The sequence below is a fragment of the Streptomyces sp. NPDC059477 genome, assembly GCF_042749375.1.
In the GTDB taxonomy this organism is placed as follows: domain Bacteria; phylum Actinomycetota; class Actinomycetes; order Streptomycetales; family Streptomycetaceae; genus Streptomyces.
In genome coordinates this window covers 1-22,660 of sequence record NZ_JBHYUG010000110.1, presented here as the reverse complement: position 1 = coordinate 22,660, position 22,660 = coordinate 1, and the positions used below count along the sequence as shown (strand labels likewise).

19 protein-coding genes, 1 tRNA gene and 2 CRISPR repeat arrays are annotated in these 22,660 nt (G+C 70.1%); of the genes, 11 read left to right on the top strand and 9 right to left on the bottom strand.

Annotation, left to right across the window (positions count from 1 at the left end; translation table 11 throughout):
- Positions 1–132 precede the first annotated feature (132 nt).
- From ACFXAZ_RS34610 to ACFXAZ_RS34595, 4 genes are all read right to left on the bottom strand, one after another.
- On the bottom strand, positions 133–924 hold the full coding sequence (locus ACFXAZ_RS34610; protein ID WP_384599399.1) for an anti-sigma factor domain-containing protein: 792 nt from the start codon (positions 922–924) through the stop codon (positions 133–135).
- Positions 924–1,508 carry a sigma-70 family RNA polymerase sigma factor gene (locus tag ACFXAZ_RS34605; protein WP_384599398.1) on the bottom strand — a complete coding sequence of 195 codons (585 nt, stop codon included), beginning with the start codon at positions 1,506–1,508 and terminating at the stop codon, positions 924–926. Before ACFXAZ_RS34605 ends, ACFXAZ_RS34610 begins: the two co-directional genes overlap by 1 nt.
- 608 nt (positions 1,509–2,116) lie before the next feature.
- On the bottom strand, positions 2,117–2,857 hold the full coding sequence (locus tag ACFXAZ_RS34600) for a DUF317 domain-containing protein (RefSeq protein ID WP_384599394.1): 741 nt from the start codon (positions 2,855–2,857) through the stop codon (positions 2,117–2,119).
- A 794-nt stretch (positions 2,858–3,651) separates the two neighbouring features.
- A CRISPR array of direct repeats spans positions 3,652–4,107; the repeat unit is 28 nt; unit sequence GGAACACCCCCGCCTGCGCGGGGCCGAC.
- A 675-nt stretch (positions 4,108–4,782) separates the two neighbouring features.
- Entirely contained in the window at positions 4,783–4,911 is a 129-nt protein-coding gene (locus ACFXAZ_RS34595) for a hypothetical protein (RefSeq protein ID WP_384599391.1), read from the bottom strand.
- 819 nt (positions 4,912–5,730) lie between these two features.
- On the opposite strand from ACFXAZ_RS34595, the gene ACFXAZ_RS34590 reads away from it, so the two are divergent.
- The 9 genes from ACFXAZ_RS34590 to cas2e all read left to right on the top strand — a co-directional run bounded on the left by ACFXAZ_RS34590 (position 5,731) and on the right by cas2e (position 16,180).
- Positions 5,731–5,804, top strand: a tRNA-Trp gene (locus ACFXAZ_RS34590).
- A gap of 514 nt (positions 5,805–6,318) precedes the next feature.
- Positions 6,319–9,285, top strand: coding sequence for a CRISPR-associated helicase Cas3' (gene cas3 / locus ACFXAZ_RS34585; protein ID WP_384599388.1), 2,967 nt, complete (start codon positions 6,319–6,321; stop codon positions 9,283–9,285).
- A complete protein-coding gene (gene casA / locus ACFXAZ_RS34580) occupies positions 9,282–11,099 on the top strand; it encodes a type I-E CRISPR-associated protein Cse1/CasA (protein WP_384599385.1) in 1,818 nt (605 codons plus the stop codon). The genes cas3 and casA overlap by 4 nt, the downstream gene beginning before the upstream one ends.
- Positions 11,100–11,167: 68 nt before the next feature.
- Positions 11,168–11,803 (top strand): type I-E CRISPR-associated protein Cse2/CasB, encoded by a 636-nt coding sequence (gene casB, locus ACFXAZ_RS34575; RefSeq protein ID WP_384599382.1) that lies wholly within the window; start codon positions 11,168–11,170, stop codon positions 11,801–11,803.
- Between the two features lie 131 nt (positions 11,804–11,934).
- A complete protein-coding gene (gene cas7e, locus ACFXAZ_RS34570; protein WP_384599379.1) occupies positions 11,935–13,092 on the top strand; it encodes a type I-E CRISPR-associated protein Cas7/Cse4/CasC in 1,158 nt (385 codons plus the stop codon).
- Complete coding sequence (gene cas5e / locus ACFXAZ_RS34565; RefSeq protein WP_384599376.1) at positions 13,089–13,994, top strand: type I-E CRISPR-associated protein Cas5/CasD; 906 nt, start codon at positions 13,089–13,091, stop codon at positions 13,992–13,994. The genes cas7e and cas5e overlap by 4 nt, the downstream gene beginning before the upstream one ends.
- Before the next feature lie 5 nt (positions 13,995–13,999).
- Positions 14,000–14,818 (top strand): type I-E CRISPR-associated protein Cas6/Cse3/CasE, encoded by an 819-nt coding sequence (gene cas6e / locus ACFXAZ_RS34560; protein ID WP_384599373.1) that lies wholly within the window; start codon positions 14,000–14,002, stop codon positions 14,816–14,818.
- Between the two features lie 7 nt (positions 14,819–14,825).
- A complete protein-coding gene (gene cas1e / locus ACFXAZ_RS34555; protein ID WP_384599370.1) occupies positions 14,826–15,905 on the top strand; it encodes a type I-E CRISPR-associated endonuclease Cas1e in 1,080 nt (359 codons plus the stop codon).
- Complete coding sequence (gene cas2e, locus ACFXAZ_RS34550) at positions 15,902–16,180, top strand: type I-E CRISPR-associated endoribonuclease Cas2e (protein ID WP_384599367.1); 279 nt, start codon at positions 15,902–15,904, stop codon at positions 16,178–16,180. Before cas1e ends, cas2e begins: the two co-directional genes overlap by 4 nt.
- Positions 16,181–16,370: 190 nt before the next feature.
- Positions 16,371–17,008: direct repeats of the CRISPR family, unit length 28 nt; unit sequence GGAACACCCCCGCCTGCGCGGGGCCGAC.
- Positions 17,009–18,181: 1,173 nt separating this feature from the next.
- Here cas2e and ACFXAZ_RS34545 read toward each other — a convergent pair.
- The 5 genes from ACFXAZ_RS34545 to ACFXAZ_RS34525 form a co-directional block, all read right to left on the bottom strand.
- Complete coding sequence (locus tag ACFXAZ_RS34545; protein ID WP_384599364.1) at positions 18,182–18,856, bottom strand: class I SAM-dependent methyltransferase; 675 nt, start codon at positions 18,854–18,856, stop codon at positions 18,182–18,184.
- A 162-nt stretch (positions 18,857–19,018) separates the two neighbouring features.
- Positions 19,019–19,486 (bottom strand): glycine-rich domain-containing protein, encoded by a 468-nt coding sequence (locus tag ACFXAZ_RS34540; protein WP_384599361.1) that lies wholly within the window; start codon positions 19,484–19,486, stop codon positions 19,019–19,021.
- 324 nt (positions 19,487–19,810) lie between these two features.
- Positions 19,811–19,969 carry a hypothetical protein gene (locus ACFXAZ_RS34535; RefSeq protein WP_384599358.1) on the bottom strand — a complete coding sequence of 53 codons (159 nt, stop codon included), beginning with the start codon at positions 19,967–19,969 and terminating at the stop codon, positions 19,811–19,813.
- Positions 19,970–20,024: 55 nt separating this feature from the next.
- Complete coding sequence (locus tag ACFXAZ_RS34530; protein ID WP_384599355.1) at positions 20,025–20,228, bottom strand: hypothetical protein; 204 nt, start codon at positions 20,226–20,228, stop codon at positions 20,025–20,027.
- Positions 20,225–20,383, bottom strand: coding sequence for a hypothetical protein (locus ACFXAZ_RS34525; RefSeq protein ID WP_384599352.1), 159 nt, complete (start codon positions 20,381–20,383; stop codon positions 20,225–20,227). Before ACFXAZ_RS34525 ends, ACFXAZ_RS34530 begins: the two co-directional genes overlap by 4 nt.
- A gap of 171 nt (positions 20,384–20,554) precedes the next feature.
- Here ACFXAZ_RS34525 and ACFXAZ_RS34520 point away from each other — a divergent pair, with 171 nt between their 5' ends.
- A complete protein-coding gene (locus ACFXAZ_RS34520; RefSeq protein ID WP_384599349.1) occupies positions 20,555–21,304 on the top strand; it encodes a DUF6879 family protein in 750 nt (249 codons plus the stop codon).
- A gap of 10 nt (positions 21,305–21,314) precedes the next feature.
- Positions 21,315–22,166, top strand: a complete 852-nt coding sequence (locus tag ACFXAZ_RS34515; protein ID WP_384599346.1) for a helix-turn-helix domain-containing protein — start codon at positions 21,315–21,317, stop codon at positions 22,164–22,166.
- The last annotated feature ends 494 nt before the right edge of the window (positions 22,167–22,660 follow it).

Below are 22,660 nucleotides of genomic sequence, written 5' to 3'. Positions count from 1 at the left end.
CTGCGAGATCTTTTCTTCCTCTTCATCTGCGGCCCCCGCCCCGTCCTCTTGCCTGGGTCACCTGTGCGTCGCGCGTGGCGCCCCCCACACCTCCCCCCCCCCCCCCCCTGGAGCTACTCTCCATCCCCCCGGCTAGGCGAACGCCAGCACCGCCAGCGGTACGGACGTGGGCCGCGCCGAACCGCCCTCGGGCTCGACCGTGATGCCCATCCCCGAGGCCCGCCCGACAACTCCCCCCATCAGGACCGCCTGATCCGCCCGCCCCGCATCCAGCAGCCCCGCGTCCCGCATCACACCCCCGTCGTCGAACCACAGCTGATACGTCTTCCCCGTGGGCGGACGCGGTAGCCCGGCGGCCACGAACACCGCCCGGTCCCGGGACCGGGACACCACCACACGCCCCGTCGCCCCGTCGCCCCCGAGGCTGCCGGACACGACTCGCGCGTCCGGCGCGGACAGCACGGCGGCCACCTCCGCCGCCGCCCGCTCCGCGACCTGTACCCGGTTCTCGGCGTCCCGGGCCCGCTCGTACTGCCACCAGGCCGTTCCCCCCAGAGCGGTCGCGACGGCGAGACAGGCCGCCAGCGCCCACCGCGCCGACGCACGGGCCCGCCTCGTCCCCCGCTCCGGGCGGACCGGCACCGCCGGGCGAGGCGGCACCTGCCGGACGGTGGTGATCCGGCGCAGCACCCGCGCGCGCATCTCCGGGCGCGGCACGGCGGAGGCGGCCAGCCCCAGCCGGGCAGCCGTGGCACACAACTCCGCGCTCTCCTGCGCGCACGGCGCGCATCCGGTCAGATGCCGCTCGAACGCCACCCGCTCGTCCCCGTCCAGCGCGTCCAGCGCGTAGGCGCCGGTGAGCCGGTGCGGATCGTCGGTGAGCGGTTCCGGTCCCCAGATGGGCGGGTTCGGTCCGTCGGCCATCACAGCGACACCCCCAGGCAGTCACGCATCCGGATCAGCCCGTCCCGCAGCCGGGTCTTGGCCGTCCCCAACGGCAGTCTCAGCGCCTCGGCCACCTGCCGGTACGTCAGCCCCCGGTAGTACGCCAGCGTCACCGCCTGCCGCTGCACCTCGGTCAGCGTGCGCAGACAGCGCCGTACCTGCTCCCGCTCCAGCCGCGCCTCGACCTGCTCGCTCACCTCGTCGTACTCCGGCATCCGGTCCAGCAGCGCCGCCTTGTGGTCCCGTACGGCCGCCGCCTCCACCGAACGCACCCGGTCCACCGCGCGCCGGTGGGCCAGGGTCAGGATCCAGTTGAGGGCGGTGCCCCGGTCGGGGCGGTAGCGGGGAGCGGTCCGCCACACCTCCACGAGGACCTCCTGGGCGACCTCCTCGGACTGGGCCCGGTCACGCAGCACCGCCCGCGCCACCCCCAGCACCCGCCCGGCCACGGCGTCGTACACCCCGGCGAACGACTCCTCGCCCCCGAGGGCCACCTGCGCCACCAACTCCTCCAGATCGGGCTCGGTCGACGGATTCCTGCCGATAAAAACGGCTTCTTCCACACGGTCCTCCGTGGTCCGGACATCTCCACCCGTAATCCGAGCCCGAGCCGACGACGGATTGGTCCGCGTCAGAACGTCGGGAGCCCGGCCCCGTACAGCCAGCCGTCGGGCACCTGGAGCCTTGACCACAGGTGCCGACTACCCCTTGGTTCCTGGGCAGCAGCATCCGGACGGGGACCGGCATCGGTTAGGAGGAGGCCGTCGTCATGCTTCCACCGGACCGACCCGGCGTCAGCAGCATTCCGCCCCGCCTGCGTGGGCGCCCGATTCTGTCCGAAGGCGATCCGCGGTACCTGGAAAGATGAGCGAGGACGAACAGGAGCAGCTCGTCCCGCGCCGCCGAGTCCTGGACGCCCTGACGCGGGCGGAGCGGAAGGTCTTCACCGTATCCCGCGCCGAATCCGGGAGAGCCCAGGTGAAACTCCTCCTCACGCGGGCGAAGACGTCCACGCAGGACCTGGCGGAGCGCCTGGGCCTCGTCGTCTCGCGTCGCACGGTGGGCCGTTGCCGCATTGGGGCTGGAGCCCGAGAGAGCCTTCGTGCATCGCTGCCGGTCAGCGACTTCGCTCCGCTCGCCACACGACGCGCTCCGTCACGGTGAACGCCGGTCAGGTGCGGTGGACGACGACGAGCCGGTCCCTGGAGCTGTCGGGCAGGGTGCGGCGGGGTACCGGGACCGGTGAGGCGAGTGAGGAGGCGAAGGCGGCGACCAGGTCGTGGGGGACGCTCGGGCTGAAGGCGGCACACCACAGATACGGCTCGCTGAGTAAGGGTTGTGCCCATGCTTGCCAGCCGGTGAGGTCGGGGCGTGGGTCGGCGTCCTGGATGGGCGGTGGTACGGCTTCCAGGGAGAGGGCGGAGGAGAAGCCAGGGTCTGGGGCGGTGGTATGAGGACTGTCGAGATCGCGGAACCAGCCCTGCTCGATCAGCGCAGCAAGAACCGCCTCCCGTGTCCGGGGGGAGGGGGCGGCGGGCGCTTTGTGTGCGTGCAGGGCGCGGAGGAGGTAGGTGGGGGTGCCCGGGGTGAAGTACGCGTTCCACTCCGTCATCACGGACCTGGTGTGGGTACGGGCGCTGAGTTGCCAGGCGACGGGCAGTCCGCCGAGTTCGAAGGGGTGGGCGGCGAGGGTCCATTCGGCGCCGCGCAGCCCGTCGGGGCTGGTGTGGAGGAGGGTGTTGCGGGCAGTGGGCCACATGCGCCAGCCGAGGGCGGTGAGGGTGTCGCCGACGTGCTCGGCGAGGGCGTTGTCGTCGCCGGCGAGGTGGCGTGGGGTGACCCAGTACACCGGGTCCGGGGAGTCGGGAGGGACGGGACTGTGGGGGTGGTGCGGGTGCAGGGGCGCCTCCAAGGAGCCTGGGTGACGGGCTGATGCCTTCGGTGACCGGGGAGTTCGGGAAGTCGTCTACGTTGACATGCCCGCACGCGGTGTTCCAGTTGTTGCGGGACCTTTCCTGTATGCCGTGTGAGAACTGACGGGTGCGGGAAGGCTGCGACCGGAGTCGGCTGCTCGGCTGACTCCGTAGAGGGCACCCATCGCTGCTCCTTCCTTCTGTGCGAGGGGGCTGGCAACACGGCGGCCCTGGGGTGGAGCCTGGGCTCCCGTGCTGTCACCCTCGCCTCCCTGGCCCCTTTTCGAGGCCATCGATCGCCTCTTCGGGCCGTAGGCACTCAGGGAAGGCGCAACGGGCTTCCAGCGGATGCGGTGCTCTATGCGCGGCGTCCTGCTGGCCATCCGTGAGACGTTTCCTTCTTCTGCATGCCGGGCCGCACGCTCGTCTGAGCGAGGCGACCTGATTGCTGTTCCTGTGGGGACCACTCCCCGCAAGCGCGGGGACCACCCGGCGGCCTTCCAGTCCGGCCACGCCAACACGGGACCACCCCCGCACGCGCGGGGACCACTCCTACCTCGGCGACCCCGCGATCGTTCGCGCGGGACCACCCCCGCACGTGCGGGGACCACAAGGCCCTGGCCCACGCCGTGATGCCGGTCCTGGGACCACCCCCGCGCGTGCGGGGACCACAGGAGCCGACCTGCATATTTGGCTAGCCGAGGGCCGAGATTTTACCCACTTTGCCAAATTCCGGCTTTACGGGCATATGGGGCATAGCGCTCCTCTGCGTGCTGGGCTGCCTGGCCCTCCCCTTAACACCCCCGCCTGCGCGGGGCCGACTGGGTCCACCACCATGAGGTGCCCGGGAATCTGGGAACACCCCCGCCTGCGCGGGGCCGACTCGCCGGGCAGGGCCACGGAGTAGCCGGTCACGGGAACACCCCCGCCTGCGCGGGGCCGACGTCGAGCCGCTCCTGCTCACGCACGGCACGCTCGGAACACCCCCGCCTGCGCGGGGCCGACGGGTGGATCACCACCACCGACTATCCCGCCCACGGAACACCCCCGCCTGCGCGGGGCCGACGTCAGATGGAGGCGGAACAGGCACGCGAGGCTCGGAACACCCCCGCCTGCGCGGGGCCGACTGCCCGGTCTCCTCGTCCTGGTGCACGCCCTGCGGAACACCCCCGCCTGCGCGGGGCCGACCCCGAGGCGACGAGGGCCTTGGAGACGCCCAGCGGAACACCCCCGCCTGCGCGGGGCCGACACTTCTTGACCTGCACTTCTTTCAGCGGGAGGCCCTGTTTTCATTCAGTGGGATCCGGTCTGAAATGTCGATCAGGATGAACACTATGGTCGATCACCCGCCCGCTGTCGGTGCTGACTCTGGACTCCCGGTCACCTTACTGAACCGAGTTGAGAGGGCGGCGTGCGCGGGAACGGTGTTGAGTCGGCCAGGAGTTGTGATGATCTTTTTGGCGGGCCGTGGGGAAGGGCAAGGAGAAGGCCGATGGATCCCGGCGACAGTCAGGCAGTCCTGGAGAGTTGTTCGGTTCGCGACGGGAAGTCGCCAGTGACCTGAAGTCCGACGTGGTCTTCCGGAGAGAATTCGTCAGTGTCCAGCAGGTTCTTGTGCCCCGCATCGCGGGGATTGCCCTCGGACAGCTGTCCTCTGCGTGAGCGGACGAAGTGGCACCGCTTGCCACCAGACAGATCGCCCCGCGACGCGGACGTGCTCTGGCCTGGTGGTTCCGGAGGCGGGGGTACTGTGCGGTACCACCTGGCATCCTCTGGCCAGGACTCTTGATCGCTTGGTTGTGGGTTCGAGTCCCACAGGGCCTACGACACGACCCCAGGTCAGAAGACATCTGAGCTGAGGTCGACGGCGTTCTCGGGCCTTCAGTGATCGCGTCGGCCGAGGGCCGGTGTTCTGTGCTGCCTGCTACGGCTTGGGCGGGATCATGAAGCCCCGCACGGGCCGTTCCTGCTGCGGGTCAAGGGAGCCGGGTTGCTGTGCGCGCTTCCACGCGGCGACCAGCTCCGCGTACCGCGGGTCGATCCACTCGGACATCTGCTACCTCCACGGAGGAGGTTAGAGGATGCCGGGCTTCTGCCTCGGGGTGATGACGATGGTGCAGTCCGGGGCGTGCTGGCGGTTCGCCGCGACAGACGCCAAGGTCTCGTCGGACGGTGGTCCCCACAGCTGCGGTTCGCTTCCCAGCCGAGTTCCGTGATCTTTTCGCGGGTGCGGTCCAGGGTGGGCGGGTCGTAGTTCGTGGGGTCGTAGCCGGGGTGGTGGTGCACGAAGCCGCCCAGTGCCTCGCACAGTTCGGCGTACAGGGTGGTGTGCAGGATGAGGGCGTGCGCCAGCTTTCGTCGGCGATCGGGACGGGGCGAGGCCGACGCCGGGGTTCTTCGCGCAGGCCGCCACGAACTTCAGGCCCTCTTCCACGATGCGGCTGGCCAGTTCCTCGGGCATGTCCGGGTTGCCGTCCTGGACGGTGCTCCGGCAGCTGGTGAACTGGCGGTCGCTGATGAGCCGGCGCGGGAGGGCGGGTACCGGGCCGGGCTTGGGGTCCGGGTCGGGTCCGGGGTTGGGCGGTGCGCTCATGCTGGTCTCCTTCGCTGGTTGTTGCGGCTGGGGATGACCCGCCCGGGCCGGGGGTTCTTGGCGACTCACGGAAATGGCGGTGTACGGGGCGGAAGCGCGCGCTGATCCTGCGGGCCATAGAGGCACTCGACTGACAACGTCCAGGCCCGGCATCCGGACAGGTCTGCCGCACCTTCGGATACGACGGAACGCCCCTACCGCGGTCGTGATGACCGTGGTAGAAGGCGGGTTCTGGTCGTCCGAGCAGGCTCGAACCCTGGAGATATGCTTGTGGCCGGGGAGGGTGTAGCGCAGCGGTCGACGCGCACGGTCTCCAAAATCGCGAGGACGCCGGTTCGAATCCGGCCACCCCGCCCCCCAAGCGATCAAGTGAAGACGCCCCTGGCACATCCCACGCGGGGCCGTGCAGGGGACGCGATCAAACCCCGCCGCGCGGGGACTGCGGCACTGCGCAGGCTTTCTACACCGCCCAGATGGGACCCCGCACGCGCGGGGCCGACGAGCAAGACGCCGTGATGATGATCTGCGGGATCGGATCACCCCGCCCGCGCGGGGCCGACGGCGCCGGTCGGTGTCCACCCGGTCAGGTCGGAGGACCACCCCCGCACACGCGGGGCCAACGTTGGGTCGGCCGGAGGCTCGACGAGGACCGAGGGACCACCCCCGCACACGCGGGGCCACCCCTTCCCGACCTCCACTCCTATCCGCAAGGCACCCCGTTTCCCTTCAGTCGGATCGCCCCGAGATCCCGATCAGAACGGATCAACAGTCGGCGAGAAAAGGCAACTATGGTCAATCCCCCACTCCTGCCTCAGTGCCGACCCTAGACTCCCCAGTCACTCTACTGATCCGAACAGAGCAGGTGGCGTGTCCAGGCGTGGAGTTGGCGCGGTCGGTGATTTCGGTGATCTCCTTGGTGTGCTGTGGGGGAAGTCCGAGGAAAAGGCCGGCGGGTCGATGAATCTGCTGTTGTCGCATCTTCTGGACACGGCAGCCGTGGCGGAATGTATGTGGGACGGATTCCTTGCGCCCGCCACCAGACGAATGCTGGACGAGATCGCCGGGGGGCCGGGCAAGGGCCGTCGGCTGTTCGCCTGGCTGTGTGGGGTGCATGACTGTGGGAAGGCCACTCCCGCGTTTCAGCGAATGTGGCCGAAAGGCGCGGAAGCGGTGCGCGCGGCCGGGCTCGGCTGGTCGGAGCCCGCGATCGCTCGGTGCAGGTGGCGGCATGACCGGGCCGGTGGGTATCTGCTCCAGGAGATCCTGCCCAAGGGCGGCTGGAGCGAGGAGCACGTGGCCTGGGTATGGCCGCTGGTGGCGGGGCACCACGGTGCGTTCCCCGACTACGCGGGCACGCAGCCGTCCCGCAGCGCGCGGGGGCAACTGGCCGGTGGTGGCCGTTGGCCCGAGGTGCAGGAGGCGTTGGTGCGGCGGTTCACGGAGGAGCTGGGTTTTCGTGAGCTGGCTGAGGTCGAGCCCCGCCGGGTTCCCTCGCGCGCCGCGCAGCTGCATCTCAGCGGGCTCATCGTGATGGCGGACTGGATCGCCAGCGACGAGCGGCACTTCACCGGTGTCGAGGTGCTGGAAAGGGTGACCCTCCCGCCCGCCCGCGCCCGTGCCGCTGCGGCGTGGGAGGGGCTTCGCCTGCGTGGTGGGTGGGGGCGTCTGGCCGAGCCGGGGCCCGAGGCGTTCGGTGAGCGGTTCGGGCAGGATCCTCGGCCGTCGCAGCGGATGGTCATGGACGCGGCGCGGAGGATGGAGGCTCCGGGGCTGTTGGTGGTCGAGGCGCCGATGGGGGAAGGGAAGACGAAGGCCGCGCTGCTGGCGGCCGAGATCCTGGCGGCGAAGTTCGGCGCGGACGGCGTGTTCGTGGGGATGCCGACGCAGTCCACCTGCGATCCGATGTTCAGCCAGGTCAGGTCATGGGTTTCCCACATCGGGGAGGACCTGGCCGCTCAGGTCGCCCTGCTGCACGGCAAGCGGATGTTCAACAAGGAGTGGCGGGAACTGCTGGTGCCGGACGGTGCCTCCGCCTCGGAGGACAGGTTCGGAGGAATCGACGAGTACGGCGAGTGCGAGGACGATGATCTGTACGGGGTCGGCGCTGGTCCACTGGGAGGCGTGGCGGCCCAGTCCTCGTCGCGGGGGCCCGCGGAGTGGTTCCTGGGCGCGAAGCGAGGGCTGCTGTGTCCCTTCGTCGTCGGCACCATCGACCAGTTGCTGTTCGCCGCCACCCGGACCAAGCATGTGATGCTCCGCATGGCGGGGCTGGCCGGCAAGGTCGTGGTCCTCGACGAGATCCACGCGGCGGACGTCTACATGTCGCAGTTCCTCAAGGAGGGCCTGCGCTGGCTGGGCCAGGCCGGTGTGCCGGTCGTGCTGCTGTCCGCGACCCTGCCGCCCCGGCAGCGCCGCGAGCTGATCGACTCCTATCTCGCCGGTGCCGCGTCCCGCGAGGAATTCTCCGCCGAGGGACTGCCCGATCCGCTCGGCTATCCGTCGGTCACCAGCGCGTGGCGGGCCCCCGATGGCTCCGGTTCGCGCTTCGCCGTGGGCCACTGTGCGAGCTGGCGCAACGATCTGGTCGTCGGCGTCGAGTTCCTGCCGGAGACGATTCCGGGTCCGCAACTGCCGTACGAGCAGCGCGAAGCGGCCCGGGCCGCGGCTGACGCATCGGTCGCCGCCTGCCTCGGCCGCGAGCTTGCCGACGGTGGGTGTGCGCTGGTGATCCGGAACACCGTCGACCGCGCGCAATCCCTGTACATGGAACTCCGTACCCGCTTCGGTGACGATGTGCTGCTGCTGCACGGGCGTATCGCCGTCGGGCCACGGGCCGATCGCACGGACGAATGCCTGGGCCTGCTCGGTGCGCAGGAGAAGGACCGGCCGTCGAGCCGACCGGCGCGACTGATCGTGGTGGCCACTCAGATCGCGGAGCAGTCCTTCGACGTCGACGCGGATCTCCTCATCACCGACCTCGCCCCGATCGACCTGCTGCTTCAGCGGATCGGGCGCCTGCACCGGCATGCGGAGACCGCCCGTCCCGGCCGGCTGGACCGACCGAGGGTGGTGATCACCGGGTTCGACGGTACGGGCGAGGCGGCGGCCCTGGAGCGTCCCGCGCCGCGGTTTCTCGGCGGGTCCGAGTTCGTCTACGGGCGTCACCTGCTCCTCAGAGCCGCCGCGCTGCTCTTCACCCCCACGACGGTCACCGACGGCTGGCGTGTTCCGGGGCAGGTTCCCGCACTGGTCGCGCTCGGATACGGCGAGGGCGGGAGCGAGGGCGCGGACGGGATGCCGCAGGCATGGCGCGAGGACGCGGAGTCGGCCCGGCTGCGGTGGGAGGAGGAGCAGCGGCGGCGAGCCGACCACGCGTCCGGATGCCTGCTGACCCGGCGGGGCGACCGAGAGGGTACGACCCTGTCCGGACTGCACTACTCCGCGGTCCCGGGCGCCGGTCGTGACACCGACCTGGACGCGGTGGTCCGTGACGGCGAGGCCAGTACGGAGGTCATCGTCGTGATGCGGGACGGTGAGACGTACCGGACGCTTTCGGGTCGGGCCCTGACGGTGAACGGGGACGTACCGGACGCCCTGCTGGAGGACGTCCTCGGTGGGACCGTACGGCTTCCCCCGCGCTACACGGCGGCAGCGGCTCTGGAGCTTGCCCCCCTGCCCGGATGGCTCGGTCACCCCCGGCTCGGCTACAGCCCGGCACTCGTTCTCGACCCGGGGCGCGGGACTGTTCTCGCCGATCGGGTGGTGCGCTATGAGAAGGAATTGGGTCTGGTGGAGGAGAAGGCTGCGGACAGGGCCTCCGGGGTCGGAGCATGACGGAAATGGGGGCGGTGGCAGGAGGGACCCCATTGTTTAATTTGCTGGATGAGCCCTGGTTACCCGTAAAGGGCCTGGGCGGTGACGGTTCCGTGGGGCGGAATTCGGTTTATTCCGGAGTGGTGGAGGAAGTCGGGCTGCGTCGCCTTCTTCTGGAGGCCGATCGGTTACAGGACCTTGTGGTCGAGTTGCCGACCCAGAAGCCCGCTATTTTCCGTCAGTTGTTGCTTCCCGTCGTCACGCACGCACTCGGCCGGCCCGCGAATTCCGCCCAGTGGGTGGACATGTTTCGGGCCGGTGCTTTCACGCCCGAGCAGCGGCGGAAACTCGTCGCCTATCTGGACGATTACCATCACCTCTTCGACCTGTTCGATCCTGTCGACCCCTTCGGGCAAGTTGCCGGACTGCACACGGCCAAGGGAGAGACAAAGGGATCGGCCCTCCTGGTCGCGACGGCCGCGACGGGGAACAACGTGCCGCTGTTCTCCTCCCGCACGGAGGGCGACCCGCTGGAACTGACCCCCGCGCAGGCCGCGCGCTGGCTCATCCACACCCACTGCTGGGACATCGCCGCCATCAAGACCGGCGTCGTAGGGGATCCGGAGGCGAAATCCGGTAAGACGATGGGCAACCCGACCGGGCCGCTGGGACAGTTGGGGGTGGTGATGCCGGTGGGGCGCACGATGTTCGAGACCCTGCTGCTGAACATCCCCTTCGGGCAGGCGGCGCTGTCGGACGACCTGCCGCAGTGGCTCCGGCGCACGAAGGACGGCAGGGTCGAGGAGACTCTGTCGTGTGCCACCGCCGCCTGGCAGACGCGTCCGGCCCGTGGGCTGCTGGATCTGTGGACCTGGCAGTCCCGGCGTATCCGGCTGATCCCCGATCGGACTCCGGCCGGGACCCGGGTCACCCGAGTCGTCGTCGCGGCCGGCGACCGGCTCACCGTGACCCCTCCCGACGAGCCGCATACGAGCTGGGTCAAGGACCGCCCCCCATCGTCCACCCGGGACCGCCCCCCATCGCCCGCCCGGAAGGGCGCCAGGACGAAAGACGAGAAGAACGGCAGAGGCGCGGCGCCGACGAATGAGCGGCCCCGTCGGCATCAGCCGGGGCGAGCCGCCTGGCGTGGCCTGGAGGCTCTGCTGGCGGTCGAGAGTACGGGCACGGACCGAGAGGCCACCGCCACCCGCACTGGATTCCGGACCAGTGCCCTGCTCAGCTCCCTCAGCGAGACGCTGGACCGGCTGCCGGAGGCGTATCCCCTCCAGATCGAGCTGAGCGGCATCGCGTACGGCAACCAGTCCGCCGTCATCGAGGACGTCTTCTTCGACGAGATCCCGCTACCCGTCACCGCACTGGACCCGGACGGCATCGTCTACGGCACGCTCCTGGCAGCCGTCGAACAGGCCGAGGCACTCGCCGCGGCCGTCAACACCCTCTCCGCGGATCTGCGGCGAGCCGCCGGCAGCCCACCGATTCCGTGGGACAAGGGGCAGCGGCCCGGCGACACCCTGCTGCACGCCCTCGACCCCGTCGTACGGCGGCTGCTGGCCGGTCTGCGCACGGTGGGAGAGGACTTCGACGCGTCCGAACGCGGGCTCGAAGCCTGGGAGGAGAAGGCGGGACGCGCCACCTGGAAGGTGGCCGAGCAGGTCTTCTCCACCGCCGCGCCCGGTCTGTTCACCGGCCGCCGCTCGGTCGCCAGGGACGGCAAGGACTACATGTACCGGCTGAGTACCGCGGAGAAGAGCTTCCGTGACCGTCTGGACGCGGTCCTCACCCGCCGCGCCGCACAGCGCGGCAGCGGCCGGTGACCCGGGCCCCTCGCGCTCCGGGCGCCACCCCCTCACACCTGATGGCCTTCTGATGGAAGGGGACCGTCGTGTCCAACTCCCCGCGGAACGAACCCACCCCTGCCGGTGACCCCGCCCCCCGCCGCTACTGGGCGCAACGCGTGGACGCCGATGGCGCCTGGCGCAAGCAGCGGGCGAACGGGGTGTCCCCGCAGCCCCCCGGCGAGGATCTGGCGGCGCTGCGCTCCGGTCTCGGGCGACCGGCCGGCACCGTACCCGCGCTCTGGCGCTTCTACACCAGCCCCGTCGACGGGCAGGTGACCACCGAGCTGGAGGCCGAACACGCCGCCCTCTCGCTCTACGGTCTGCACCAGCAGAGCCAGAGCCGCCCCATGCACAGTCCCGGCAGCCATATCGGGACCGCACTGCGGACCCTGCACCTCAGGGACCGCTTCAGCGAGGAGGCCGTGGACCGCCGCGTCGCCTCGGCGGTCCATGCCTCCTCGGTCACCGCGTTCGTCTACCGGCTGCGTGGACTCGTCACCCAACTGCGCTCCGTGGAGGCCCCGCTCGACTACGACCGTCTGCTCCAGGACATCAAGCGCTGGCACTACACCGAGTCCCGGCAGAGCGTCCGCCGGGACTGGGGGCTCGCTTATCACGTGGGGAACGCCCGGGGTGAGAAGGAATCCTCCGAGAAGGAATCCTCCGCGAAGGCGCGCTGACCGCGCTGCCGAACGCCCCCCCCGCAGGTCCAGGAGGGCTGGCCGCCCTCACAAGCGCTGCCTGTTCGCCCAGCCCCGTACTCGTGCCCGTACCCATTGCCCTTGGCATTGGCAGAACCGCCGGAGGACTCATGGCACCGCCATCGCCCCGCACCTACATCGACGTCCACATCCTTCAGACCGTGCCCCCGGCCAACCTCAACCGGGACGACCAGGGCAACCCCAAGGAGGCGTACTTCGGCGGGGTGCGCCGCTCACGCGTCTCCTCGCAGGCGTGGAAGCGCGCCACCCGGACCCATTTCAGCGAGCGTCTTCCCGAGCAGGATCTCGCCACCCGTACCCGGCGGATCGGCGGGGCGCTCGCCGGGCGGATCGCCTCCGTGTCCGGTCTGGACGACGAGGCGGCGAGCCGTCTGGCGAGCGCGCTGCTGGCGTCCTTGAAGATCAGCGCCGGGAAGCGGGAGGGCGAGACCGCCTACCTCTTCTTCTACGGCCGCCGCCAGCTGGACGCCGTAGCGGCCCTGGTGAAGGACCGGGCGGCCGAGCTGGCCGCCCTGGAGGACGAGGAGCTGGCCGCGGAGATCAAACAGCTCTCCGTGCAGGAGAAGTTCAGCACCGGGCACCCCATGGATGTCGCTCTCTTCGGGCGCATGGTCGCCGACATCCCGGCGCTCAATGTCGACGCGGCCACCCAGGTCGCCCACGCTCTGTCCACGCACGCGGTGGAGCTGGAGTTCGACTACTTCACCGCGGTGGACGACGAACAGGAGAAGGGCGAGGAGACCGGCGCCGGGATGATCGGCACCATCGGCTTCAACTCCGCGACGCTCTACCGCTACGCGACCGTCGGCCTCCACCAGCTCCTGGCCAACCTCACGGACGACGAAGCCGCGGTAACTGCGGTCGAGGAGTTCCTGACCTCCTTCGCCCGCTCCATCCCCTCGGGATACGGGAATTCCTTCGCGCACCGCACCCTGCCGAGTCTCGTCGCCGTCACCGTACGGTCCGATCAGCCCGTCAACCTCGTCTCCGCCTTCGAGGAGCCGGTCGCCGCCAGTACGTCGGGAATCGCGGCGGCCTCCGCGGCCCAGCTGGCGCGGGAGCATGCCAAGGCCGTCAGCACCTGGGGCCACACCCCCGCCTTCACCGCTCTGTGCCACACCTTTCCGGCCACGGGTGACACCGCCGAACTGCTGGAGCACACCTTCGGCGAAGCCCTCCCCTTCCCCCGCCTCCTCGACGGCCTGCGCGCCCATCTGACCGATACCCTCAAGCGGGCCGCCCGATGATGACGTCACCGCACATCCCGCAGCCCGAGGAGCGGGCGGTACTGCTGCTCCGCCTCGCCGGACCGCTCCAGTCATGGGGCTCCCGCAGCGCCTTCAACCGGCGGGAGACCGGCTCCGAACCCACCAAGTCCGGAGTGATCGGTCTGCTCGCCGCGGCCTCCGGGCGGGCCCGCGAGGACCCTCTCGACGACTTCCTGCACCTCCGCCTGGGCATCCGCGTCGACCAGCCCGGCACGCTGCTGCGCGACTACCACACCGTCAGCGACTACCGGGGCCGTCCGCTGCCCCAGGCCGGGGTGAACGCGAAGGGCATCCAGAAGCCGACCTCCCCCGCCAAGAACACGCACGTCACCGTCCGCTACTACCTCCAGGACGCGGTGTTCGTCGCCGCGGTGGCAGGGCCCCGCCCGTTGCTCGGCACCCTCGACCGGGCCCTGCGCGCACCCGCGTTCCCGCTGGCCCTGGGCCGCCGTTCCTGCCCGCCCACCCAGCCGCTCTCCCTCGGCGTGCGCGACGGGGACATCGAGGAAGTGCTGCGGGAGGTTCCCTGGCAGGCGTCCCGACGGGCCCGGGAACAGTACGCGTCCCAGCGCGGCCGCGAGCGGGGGCTCGGCCGCCCTCTCCACCCCGCCCGGCTGGACCGTGCGGTCACCGTGGAGGACCCGGCCGGGAACGACGTCCTTCACGACGCGCCCGTCTCCTTCCACCCGCACTCCCGTGCCTTCACCGGCCGGCGCGTACGGCACGACTGGCTGAGCATCCCCACGGGCTTTCCGGGCCTTCCCGGCTCTCCCGGCTCTCCCGGCTTTCCTGGCTTTCCTGGCACGGGTACCGACGACGACCGCTCCACCGGCCCGGACGCCGACGCCGGACACGACCCCTTCGCCCTGCTGGGCTGGTGATCGCCATGACCTATCTCTCCCGTATCCGTATCAACCCGCTGCGGGCGCGGAGCCGTCTGCTGCTCGCCAACCCCCGAACCATGCACGGCGCCGTCATGGGCGGGGTGCCGGGAGCCGCGGGCAGCGAACGGGTCCTGTGGCGACTGGACGCCGACAATCCCCACCGCCCCCACCTCTTCGTCCTCACCGGCTCCCGGCCGGACTGGACGCATGTGGTCGAGCAGGCGGGCTGGCCCGACGCCGACGGGGAGCACGTCGCGGTCCGCGACTACGCGCCCGTGCTCCGGCAGATCGCCGTCGGCCGCGAGTTCGCCTTCCGCCTGACGGCCAGCCCTGTCCAGAACACCCAGGCCCCGCACGCCCCGACCCCCGCTCAGGCGGCCCGCCTGTCCGCCCGCGCGGACAGCAAGCGTGTACGAGGTTTCCGGCTCGGGCACCGTACGGCGGCCGCCCAGCTCGGCTGGTTCCTCGACCGCACCGAACGCTGGGGATTCGACATCCCGGCAGCCCGCACCGACCCCCCGGCGCCCGGTCTCGCCGGGCAGCGCCCGCAGGTGCCGTCGGACGCGGAACTGGCCCCTCTCCGCGAGGTCCGGATCACCGACCGGCAGCGCCACTCCTTCACCAAGGGCGGCAAGGGCCCTCGTGTCACCTTCCACAGCGCCACCTTCGAAGGGCGGCTGCGTGTCACCGACCCCACGGCGTTCACCACTCGCCTCCTGGAGGGCATCGGCCCCTCCAAGGCATACGGCTGCGGGCTCCTGACCCTGGCCCCCCTCACCCCACTGTCTCCGATCACCCCACTGTCTCCGAGGAAGGACTGACCGAGCCATGGCCGAGCCCTGGTGGAAGGCCGACCCGCACGACCTGCACCGCATCGTGGACCGTGTATCCAGCGTCTACGTCGAACGCAGCCACCTCGACCGTGACGAGAACGCCGTCGTCGTCATCAACAAACGCGAGACCGTACGCGTACCGGCCGCCATGATCGCCGTCCTGCTCATCGGCCCCGGCACCCGCGTCACCCACGGCGCCATCCGCCTGCTTGCCGACTCGGGCACCGCCGTCTGCTGGGTCGGCGAACAGGGCGTACGGATGTACGCGGCCGGCCTCGGCCCCAGCCGCGGCGCCGGCCTGCTCCACCGCCAGGCATGGCTCGTCACCCGGCCCAAGGAACGTCTGAACGTCGCCCGTGCCATGTACGGAATGCGTTTCCCCGGCGAGGATGTGTCCAAGGCGACCATGCAGCAATTGCGGGGCCGCGAGGGGGTGCGCTTCCGCAAGCTCTACCAGGAACACTCCCGTCGCACCGGCGTTCCGTGGGACGGCCGCGTCTACAAGGCCGGGGACGCTTTCGCCGCGGGCGACGACCTCAACCGTCTGCTGTCCGCCGCCAACGCGGCGCTCTACGGCATCTGCCATGCGGTCGTGGTCGGGCTCGGCGCCAGTCCCGGGCTGGGCTTCGTCCACACCGGATCGGCGATCTCCTTCGTCCTCGATGTCGCGGACCTCTACAAGGCCGAGTACACCGTCCCGCTCGCTTTCGACCTCGCCGCCCAGGGCCTCACCGACGAGCGGGACGCCCGTATCGGCCTGCGCGACCAGATCGCCGAGACCAAGCTCCTTAGCCGCATCGTGCACGACGTGAAAGCCCTCTTGAACCCACCGGACATCGACTTCGACACCCCGGAAACCAGCGAACTGTGGGACGAGCGCCGCGGATCGGTCCCTGCCGGGGTGAACTGGGCGGCCGATGCCCTGTCCGGGGGACCGCCGGATGCCGCTCCGCCCGCGGAACGGGACGTCCACGTCCGCGCGGCCGAGGCGGGTATGGGTGAGCAGCACATCACCATCATCGGACCGGAGTTCGACGAGCCATCCTCATCGGAGCCGCCGGAGGGGACGTCATGACCGTGATCGTCCTGATCGCCGCTCCCGAGGGGCTGCGCGGCCATCTCACCCGCTGGATGGTCGAGGTCAACGCCGGAGTCTTCGTCGGCAACCCGAGCCGCCGCGTCCGTGACCGCCTCTGGGAACTCCTCGCCACCCGCATCGGCGACGGCCAGGCGGTCCTGGTCGAGCCCGCCTCCAACGAACAGGGCTGGGCAATCCGCACAGCCGGCCGGGACCGCTGGCGGCCGGTCGACTTCGATGGCTTGATCTTGTCGGCGCGCAATCGACGCTGATCGGCGAGGTGTTCGGGTGGCGGAGGAAGGCAATCGCCGACGGCTGGATGCCGGGCGTGGCCATTCGGTGCGACTCCGCCTGCGCTCAGCAGGTCCTTGGGCGTCCCGTACTGCGGGGATGGCCCTGGCCTGATGAACTCGGCGCCGGAGCCGACCCGCACGGGTCCGCGCGGCAGCGGGCGCGATTGGGGAACGACCTCTGCGGGCGCGGGGCCGACGAAGTAGAACTGCCGGGTGGGCCGCGCCCTCATGGAACACCCCCGCCTGCGCGGGGCCGACTCTGCCACAGCCCACGGTCCCTCGATGCAGGGGGGAACACCCCCGCCTGCGCGGGGCCGACGTCGGCGCCTTCCCGGCGGGGCGGGGCGCTCCCGGAACACCCCCGCCTGCGCGGGGCCGACGCCGCAGGACCGTCTCCAGCAGACCCTGTCCACGGAACACCCCCGCCTGCGCGGGGCCGACGCGGCACGTGCCCGGGCGGCTAGGCCCTGTGCCGGAACACCCCCGCCTGCGCGGGGCCGACCCGCTGATCGACACCATCCGCAAAGCATGGTCAGGAACACCCCCGCCTGCGCGGGGCCGACGAGGGTGGGGGTCTGGCTGTAGAGGCTGGCGCGGGAACACCCCCGCCTGCGCGGGGCCGACCCCCTGAGCCGCCGTCACCGCCCTGGCCCTGCTGGAACACCCCCGCCTGCGCGGGGCCGACCAGCGAGGAACTCCTCGATGGACGGATTCAGAGGGAACACCCCCGCCTGCGCGGGGCCGACGCCACGACGGATGCGGAGCTGGTGAAGGTCGTCGGAACACCCCCGCCTGCGCGGGGCCGACACTTCTTGACCTGCACTTCTTTCAGCGGGAGGCCCTGTTTTCATTCAGTGGGATCCGGTCTGAAATGTCGATCAGGATGAATATGATGGTCGATCACCCGCCCGCTGTCGGTGCTGACTCTGGACTCCCGGTCACCCTACTGAACCGAGTTGAGAGGGCGGCATGGGCGGGAACGGTGTTGAGTTGGCCAGGAGTTGTGATGATCTTCTTGGCGTGCCGTGAGGGAAGGCCGGTGGATCCGGCGACAGTCAGGCAGTCCCGGGAGGGGTGCTAGGTTCGCGGGCGCGAAGTCGCCAGTGGCCTGATGTCCGACGTAGTCTTCCGTGAGAATTCATCGGTGTCCAGCAGGTTCTTGTGCCCTGCATTCGGCGGGGATTGCCCTGGCCTGGTGATCGGGTGTGCCATCTGGCACGGGTTCTGGCCCCGCCGCGCGGGGGCACTGCATGACGTGAAGGCCGTTCGCGATTCTGGCTGCGGACGGCCTTCCGTATCTCAGCGATGTCTTGGGCGTTCTCTATCACAAGGCCCTTTAAGAGGAGTGGCCGCGATCGTTTGGAGGACGACCATGCAGCGCAGCTGCTTTCCGCGATTCTGCTTACAAGCCACCACCAGGCTTGTCAGGCGAGTTTCCGACTGGGCCATCAGCCGCCGTCGGACCGCTGTCGACCTGATGCTCCGGGGGGCGTGTCACGGAGTCGGAACTGGCGCCGTCAGCATCCTCGTTATCTGGGTCCAGCGGCACTTCTGACCGATCGAGGGCCGAGGCGGTCGTCTGTCGGCTTGTGTGAGGGGTAGCTGTGCGCCCCGGCGGCTACCGAACCCACTGGTCAGTAGTCCTCTCTGCGTGAGCGGATGCAGTGGCATAGCTCGCCACCAGGCAGATCGCTCCGTGACGCGGATGTGCTTTGAACTGGTGGTTCCGGACGCGGGAGTACCGTGCGGTACCACCCGGCACGCCTTGACCAGGACTTTTAATCCATTGGTTGTGGGTTCGAGTCCCACAGGGCCTACGACACGACTCCAGGTCAGAGGACATCTGAGCTGGGGTCGTCGGCGTTTTCGGGGGGCGCTGGGGTCGATTGCTGGCCCGCTGCTGGCCCGAAGGGAAGATGATCAAGACACGGAGCGGCCCGGTCGGCGGTTGATGCTGACCGGGGCCGGTGTCGTGGACGGTCAGGCTGTCCACGCCTGCACGAGCAATGTGCCCAGGGCGCCGGGGTCGGGGCTGGGGAGTACCCGCGTGTGGGCGGTGGTGAATCCGTGCCGCTTGAGGATGTCCGACCACTGCTCGGCGGTGTACTGCCAGCGGTACACCGTCAGCTCCGTCTCGCGGTCTTCGAGCCACTTGCCGCCCATCGGCTGTGCCCCGTACTGGCCGGCTACCGGTTCCCGGTGGGAGAACGCGAAGACACCGCCGGGGGCGAGCCGCTGCGCGACGAGCGGGAGGAGGTCCTCAGGGTCGGTGAACCAGACGGCCCCCCACGTCGAGTAGACGGTGTCCCACAGTCGTGGGTCCTCGTCGAGGAAGGCGCAGGCGTCGGCGTGCACGAACTCCAGCCCTTCGACGCCGGCCCAGAACGCGCGGGCCCTGGCCACCTGCGCCGGGGAGAAGTCCACGGCGGTCACGGCGACGCCGGTGCGGGCGAGGAAGGCCGCGTTCTCGCCTTCCGCCGGGCCGAGGTCGAGTGCTGTCGCCGGGCTGCCGAGGAGTTCCGCACCGGGTCCGTGGCCGGGGGTTCCGGTCCAGTCGAAGCGGATGGCCGCAGGTCTGGGCTGGGGGCCCTGCCCGCGGTGGGGCTTGTACTTGTCCCAGTACTCGGCTGCGGTCGTGGGGGCGGCGCTGGACATCGATCCTCCGGAGGCGGTGGGTTCCAGGGGCGTCAAACTACTCGCCTGCCTCCAGTGGCGAACGGGAAACCCAGATACTTCGCATATGAGCGTAAACAGCACACCGCCCGGGGTCGCCGTCTGGCGGTCCCGGGCGGGTGCGGCCCCTACGGGGCTACCGGATCAGTGGCAGTTGGAGCCCGGGCTGCACGGCCCGCACTTGGCGAAGTCGGCCTCCCACAGTTTCCAGTCCACGGGGAAGCCGTTGTCGGCGATGAGGTGCGCGGTGCGCTCCACGGAGCCGTCGTGCTTGAAGGTGATCTCCGGGATGTGCTCCAGGAACCTTCCGCCGAAGTGCTCGGCGCAGAACTCGCGGTAGTTCCGGGTGTCGAGGATGAACACGTGGACGGCGATGTCCACGATCCGGCCGCAGCACATCTCCCGCTGCTGGCCCCACTTCTCCATGGCGGTGATGAGGTAGGCGACGGCGGCGGAGAACAGGCGTTCCGCCATCACCTCGTCGAACGGGTGGTCGCGCATGAGCAGGGTGATCTCGCGGTCCCACACGTCCGGCCTGACGTAGGTTCGCGGATCGCGGGTGGCCTGGTAGGTCTCGCGCGAGCGATCGGTGTCGGTGGTTGGTGTTGCCATGGTGCCCTCCGATTCCGTCGGATGCGTTGGCGTCTGCCTCCCCGCCGCTGGATGCCGGCGGGGCTGTCCCGTACCGCGGGGGTTGTGCGCCGGGGGTACGGGAGTTCGGGGCTGCGGTCCTCGTTCGGCTGGCCGACGCCAGCGCCGGGCTGCGAGGGCTCCGCTGTCTGTGTGGTGAGGGCTTCGGGCGTCGGGTCTGTCAGATTCCGGCGGTTGGGTTGGGTTGGGCTCGTGCGCTGAGCGGTCCCGGCCGGGTATGGGGGCACCGGCCCGGGACCGCAGGGGATACCGCCCGCCGCTCACCGACTGAGGGGCGGGCGGCGGTCACTGGCCGGTCTCCGCCCGAGCCGCGTACATCTCCCACAGATCCTGCGCGGTGGTGCAGGTCTCGCTGTCCGCAGCGCAGACCGGGCAGCTCCCGCAGTGGTCGATGTAGGCGCGGTAGGCGGTCTGTTTGGCGGTGAACTCGATGTTGCTCGCCATGGTCTGCATGTGGCCGGGCCGCTGCCGCTGTCGTGCCACTCCCACCCGGCGCCGGTCACGGCGCGGTCCGGAGACTGGCGGCCGGCAGGTGGTGCCGGGCGATGAGGACGTTGAGATCCGACACCCGGGAGCCGTCCCGCTCGGCGGTCGCCTGCGCGCGCTCGCGCATCATCCGGGCGCAGTGCTGGCAGTCGGGGGGAGGCTCCGGGGGCGGCAGGGGCAGACCGAGGACCACGGGTGGCGCGGGGTACCGCCTCATAGGGACCGCCGCCCATCTCTCATCAGCGGGATGCTCGGCGCGCAGCGGGTGACAGCGAGAGACGGCAGCACTATGCCGACCTGATCGAGTGCGGCCCGGAGGGACTCCACGGCGGTGAAGGGGTCGGTGTCGTGCGGCGCCTGGTGATTGGCCATGAACAGAACCGTATGGACGGGGCGTTGACACCTGCGAGGCGCTGTTCTCAAATCTTCTCGAAGGCTGCGCGATTGTTCTCGTCTGGTCTCACAAAGGGGGCCTGTTGAGGTGGTGCTGGACCATCGGGTCTCGCGATGCTGAGTGAACGACCCGACACAGAGGGGGACGACATGCGGCGGATCCGGTTCAACGGCACCGACAGCAAGAACGGCGGTTGCCCGGCAGTCCACGAGGATCTCGACAGCGGTGAGATCATCGTGCAGGGGCAGTCGGTCACCGCCCCGCACGACATTGCCCAGCTCCAACACCTAGGGCCGGGCGACGTAGCCGTGGCCGTGCCGCGCGAACTCCTCGTCAATCACGGCCCGAAGGAGATGAAGCGAGTGCCCAAGCTGATCGGCCTTGACGAGTTCGGTCGGCTCTTCGAGACGTTCGAGCACTCGGCATGGCACCTGGAGACCCGGCAGGGCTACGCCTCGGACCGGGAGGACGCTGGATACGCCGAGTTCCTCGCGAGCGGCGAAGCACCTATGGACCTCGACAGCGACTGGTGCCAGAACATCCTGCGGCAGACCACGGCCGGGAAGTACGTGGGGCGGGTGCGGGTTGTCGACGCCTCGCCGACCGAGGGCCAGCGCTTCCTCCTCAGCTATGCCCGTTGCAATGCGGCCACCGGCGAGGACGCCCGCAATGTCTGGCGCGAGGACGCGGACCTGGCGCACCTGCCCGAAGAGGATTTCTGGCTCTTCGACTCGCGGAGTGTCGCCGTCCTCCGCTTCGACGAGCAGGACCGCTTCCACGATGTGGAGATCATCACGGAGCCCGTCGAAGTCCTGCGGTACTGCCAGGTCCGCAACGCCGCCGTACACGCGTCGGTGCCCTACGACCAGTTTGCGACGCAGCTCGCCGCGAAGGAGTAGATCTCCGCCGGTGAGTACCGACTACCAGCAGGCACGAGAAGCCCTCGGTCACCGTCTGAGGGAGTTGCGGCTGTCTGCTCGCGGGGGCCGCCTCACCGGCACTCAGCTTGCCCAGCGGCTCGGCTGGCCGCACTCCAAGGTGTACAAACTGGAGGGCGGGCGGCAGACCGCGACCCAGCAGGACCTCCGCGCCTGGGCCGAGGCTGTCGGGCACCAGGACGTGTACAGCGAACTGGACGCCCGGCTCCAGGGGTTCGAGTCGCACATCCGATCGTGGCGCCGACAACTGGCCTCAGGCCACCGGCCGGTACAGGACACCTGGAACGTAGCCGTCGACCAGGCCCGGACCATCCATGCGTGGGAGGAGTCCGTGATCCCGGGCATGCTCCAGACCGCCGACTACGCCCGGCACATCTTCCTGCGGTACGCCGATCTCTACGGCACGGCACGCGACACGGAGGCTGCCGTCCGCTCCAGGCTGGAGCGGCAGTCATGGCTGTACCAGGGCGGGCGGCGGTTCCACGCGCTGGTGTGGGAGCCCGCGTTGCGCGCCCTCGTCTGCCCGCCGTCCACGCTCGCCGCGCAGCTGGACAGGCTCGCGGGGCACGTCGGTATGGACACCATCGAACTCGGCGTCATCCCCATGAGCGCATCTCTGAAGATCCCCACCGCCAACGGGTTCTGGATCCTCGACCACCGTCTCGTCATCACCGAGGACTGGCACGCCGAGCTGTGGCTCGACGACGCCGAGACCGTGGTCTCGTACCGCAAGGTGTGGGACACCCTGCGAGAGTCGGCGGTGTACGGGGCGGACGCACAGAACGTGATCAATACGGCGCGACGTGCACTGAACGTCCGCTGACCCCGTGGACCCTGGGCCTAGAAACGGGCGTGTCATTTAGCCGAGCTCTACGCTTTCCACAGGTCAGCGCCCAGGTGTAGGAACCCCGGTCATTTTCTTACCGCGTTTGCTACACCCCCGGACATGCCGAAACGCCCCCTGCCCCGGCCGTGGTGACCGTGGCAGGGGGCGTGGTGGTTCAGGTTGTGCCTTTCATCGGCGGGACCCCCGCTCTTGCGGGGCCGACGGATCAGCTCCGCCTTGGCCAGCTCACCATCCAGGACCACCCCCGCACGCGCGGGGCCGACCGGCACATGTTCACCGAAGTCCCTAAATAGACAGGACCACCCCCGCACGCGCGGGGCCGACCTCGACATTCCAGTGCCGATGGCGTTGGCCGACGGACCACCCCCGCACGCGGGGGGGGGGCGGGGGGGGGGGAGGCCCCCCCCCCCGGGGGGAGAGGGGGGGTGTTAGAGAATCCGAGCCCCCGCCACCACGGGCGCTCGCGGGTG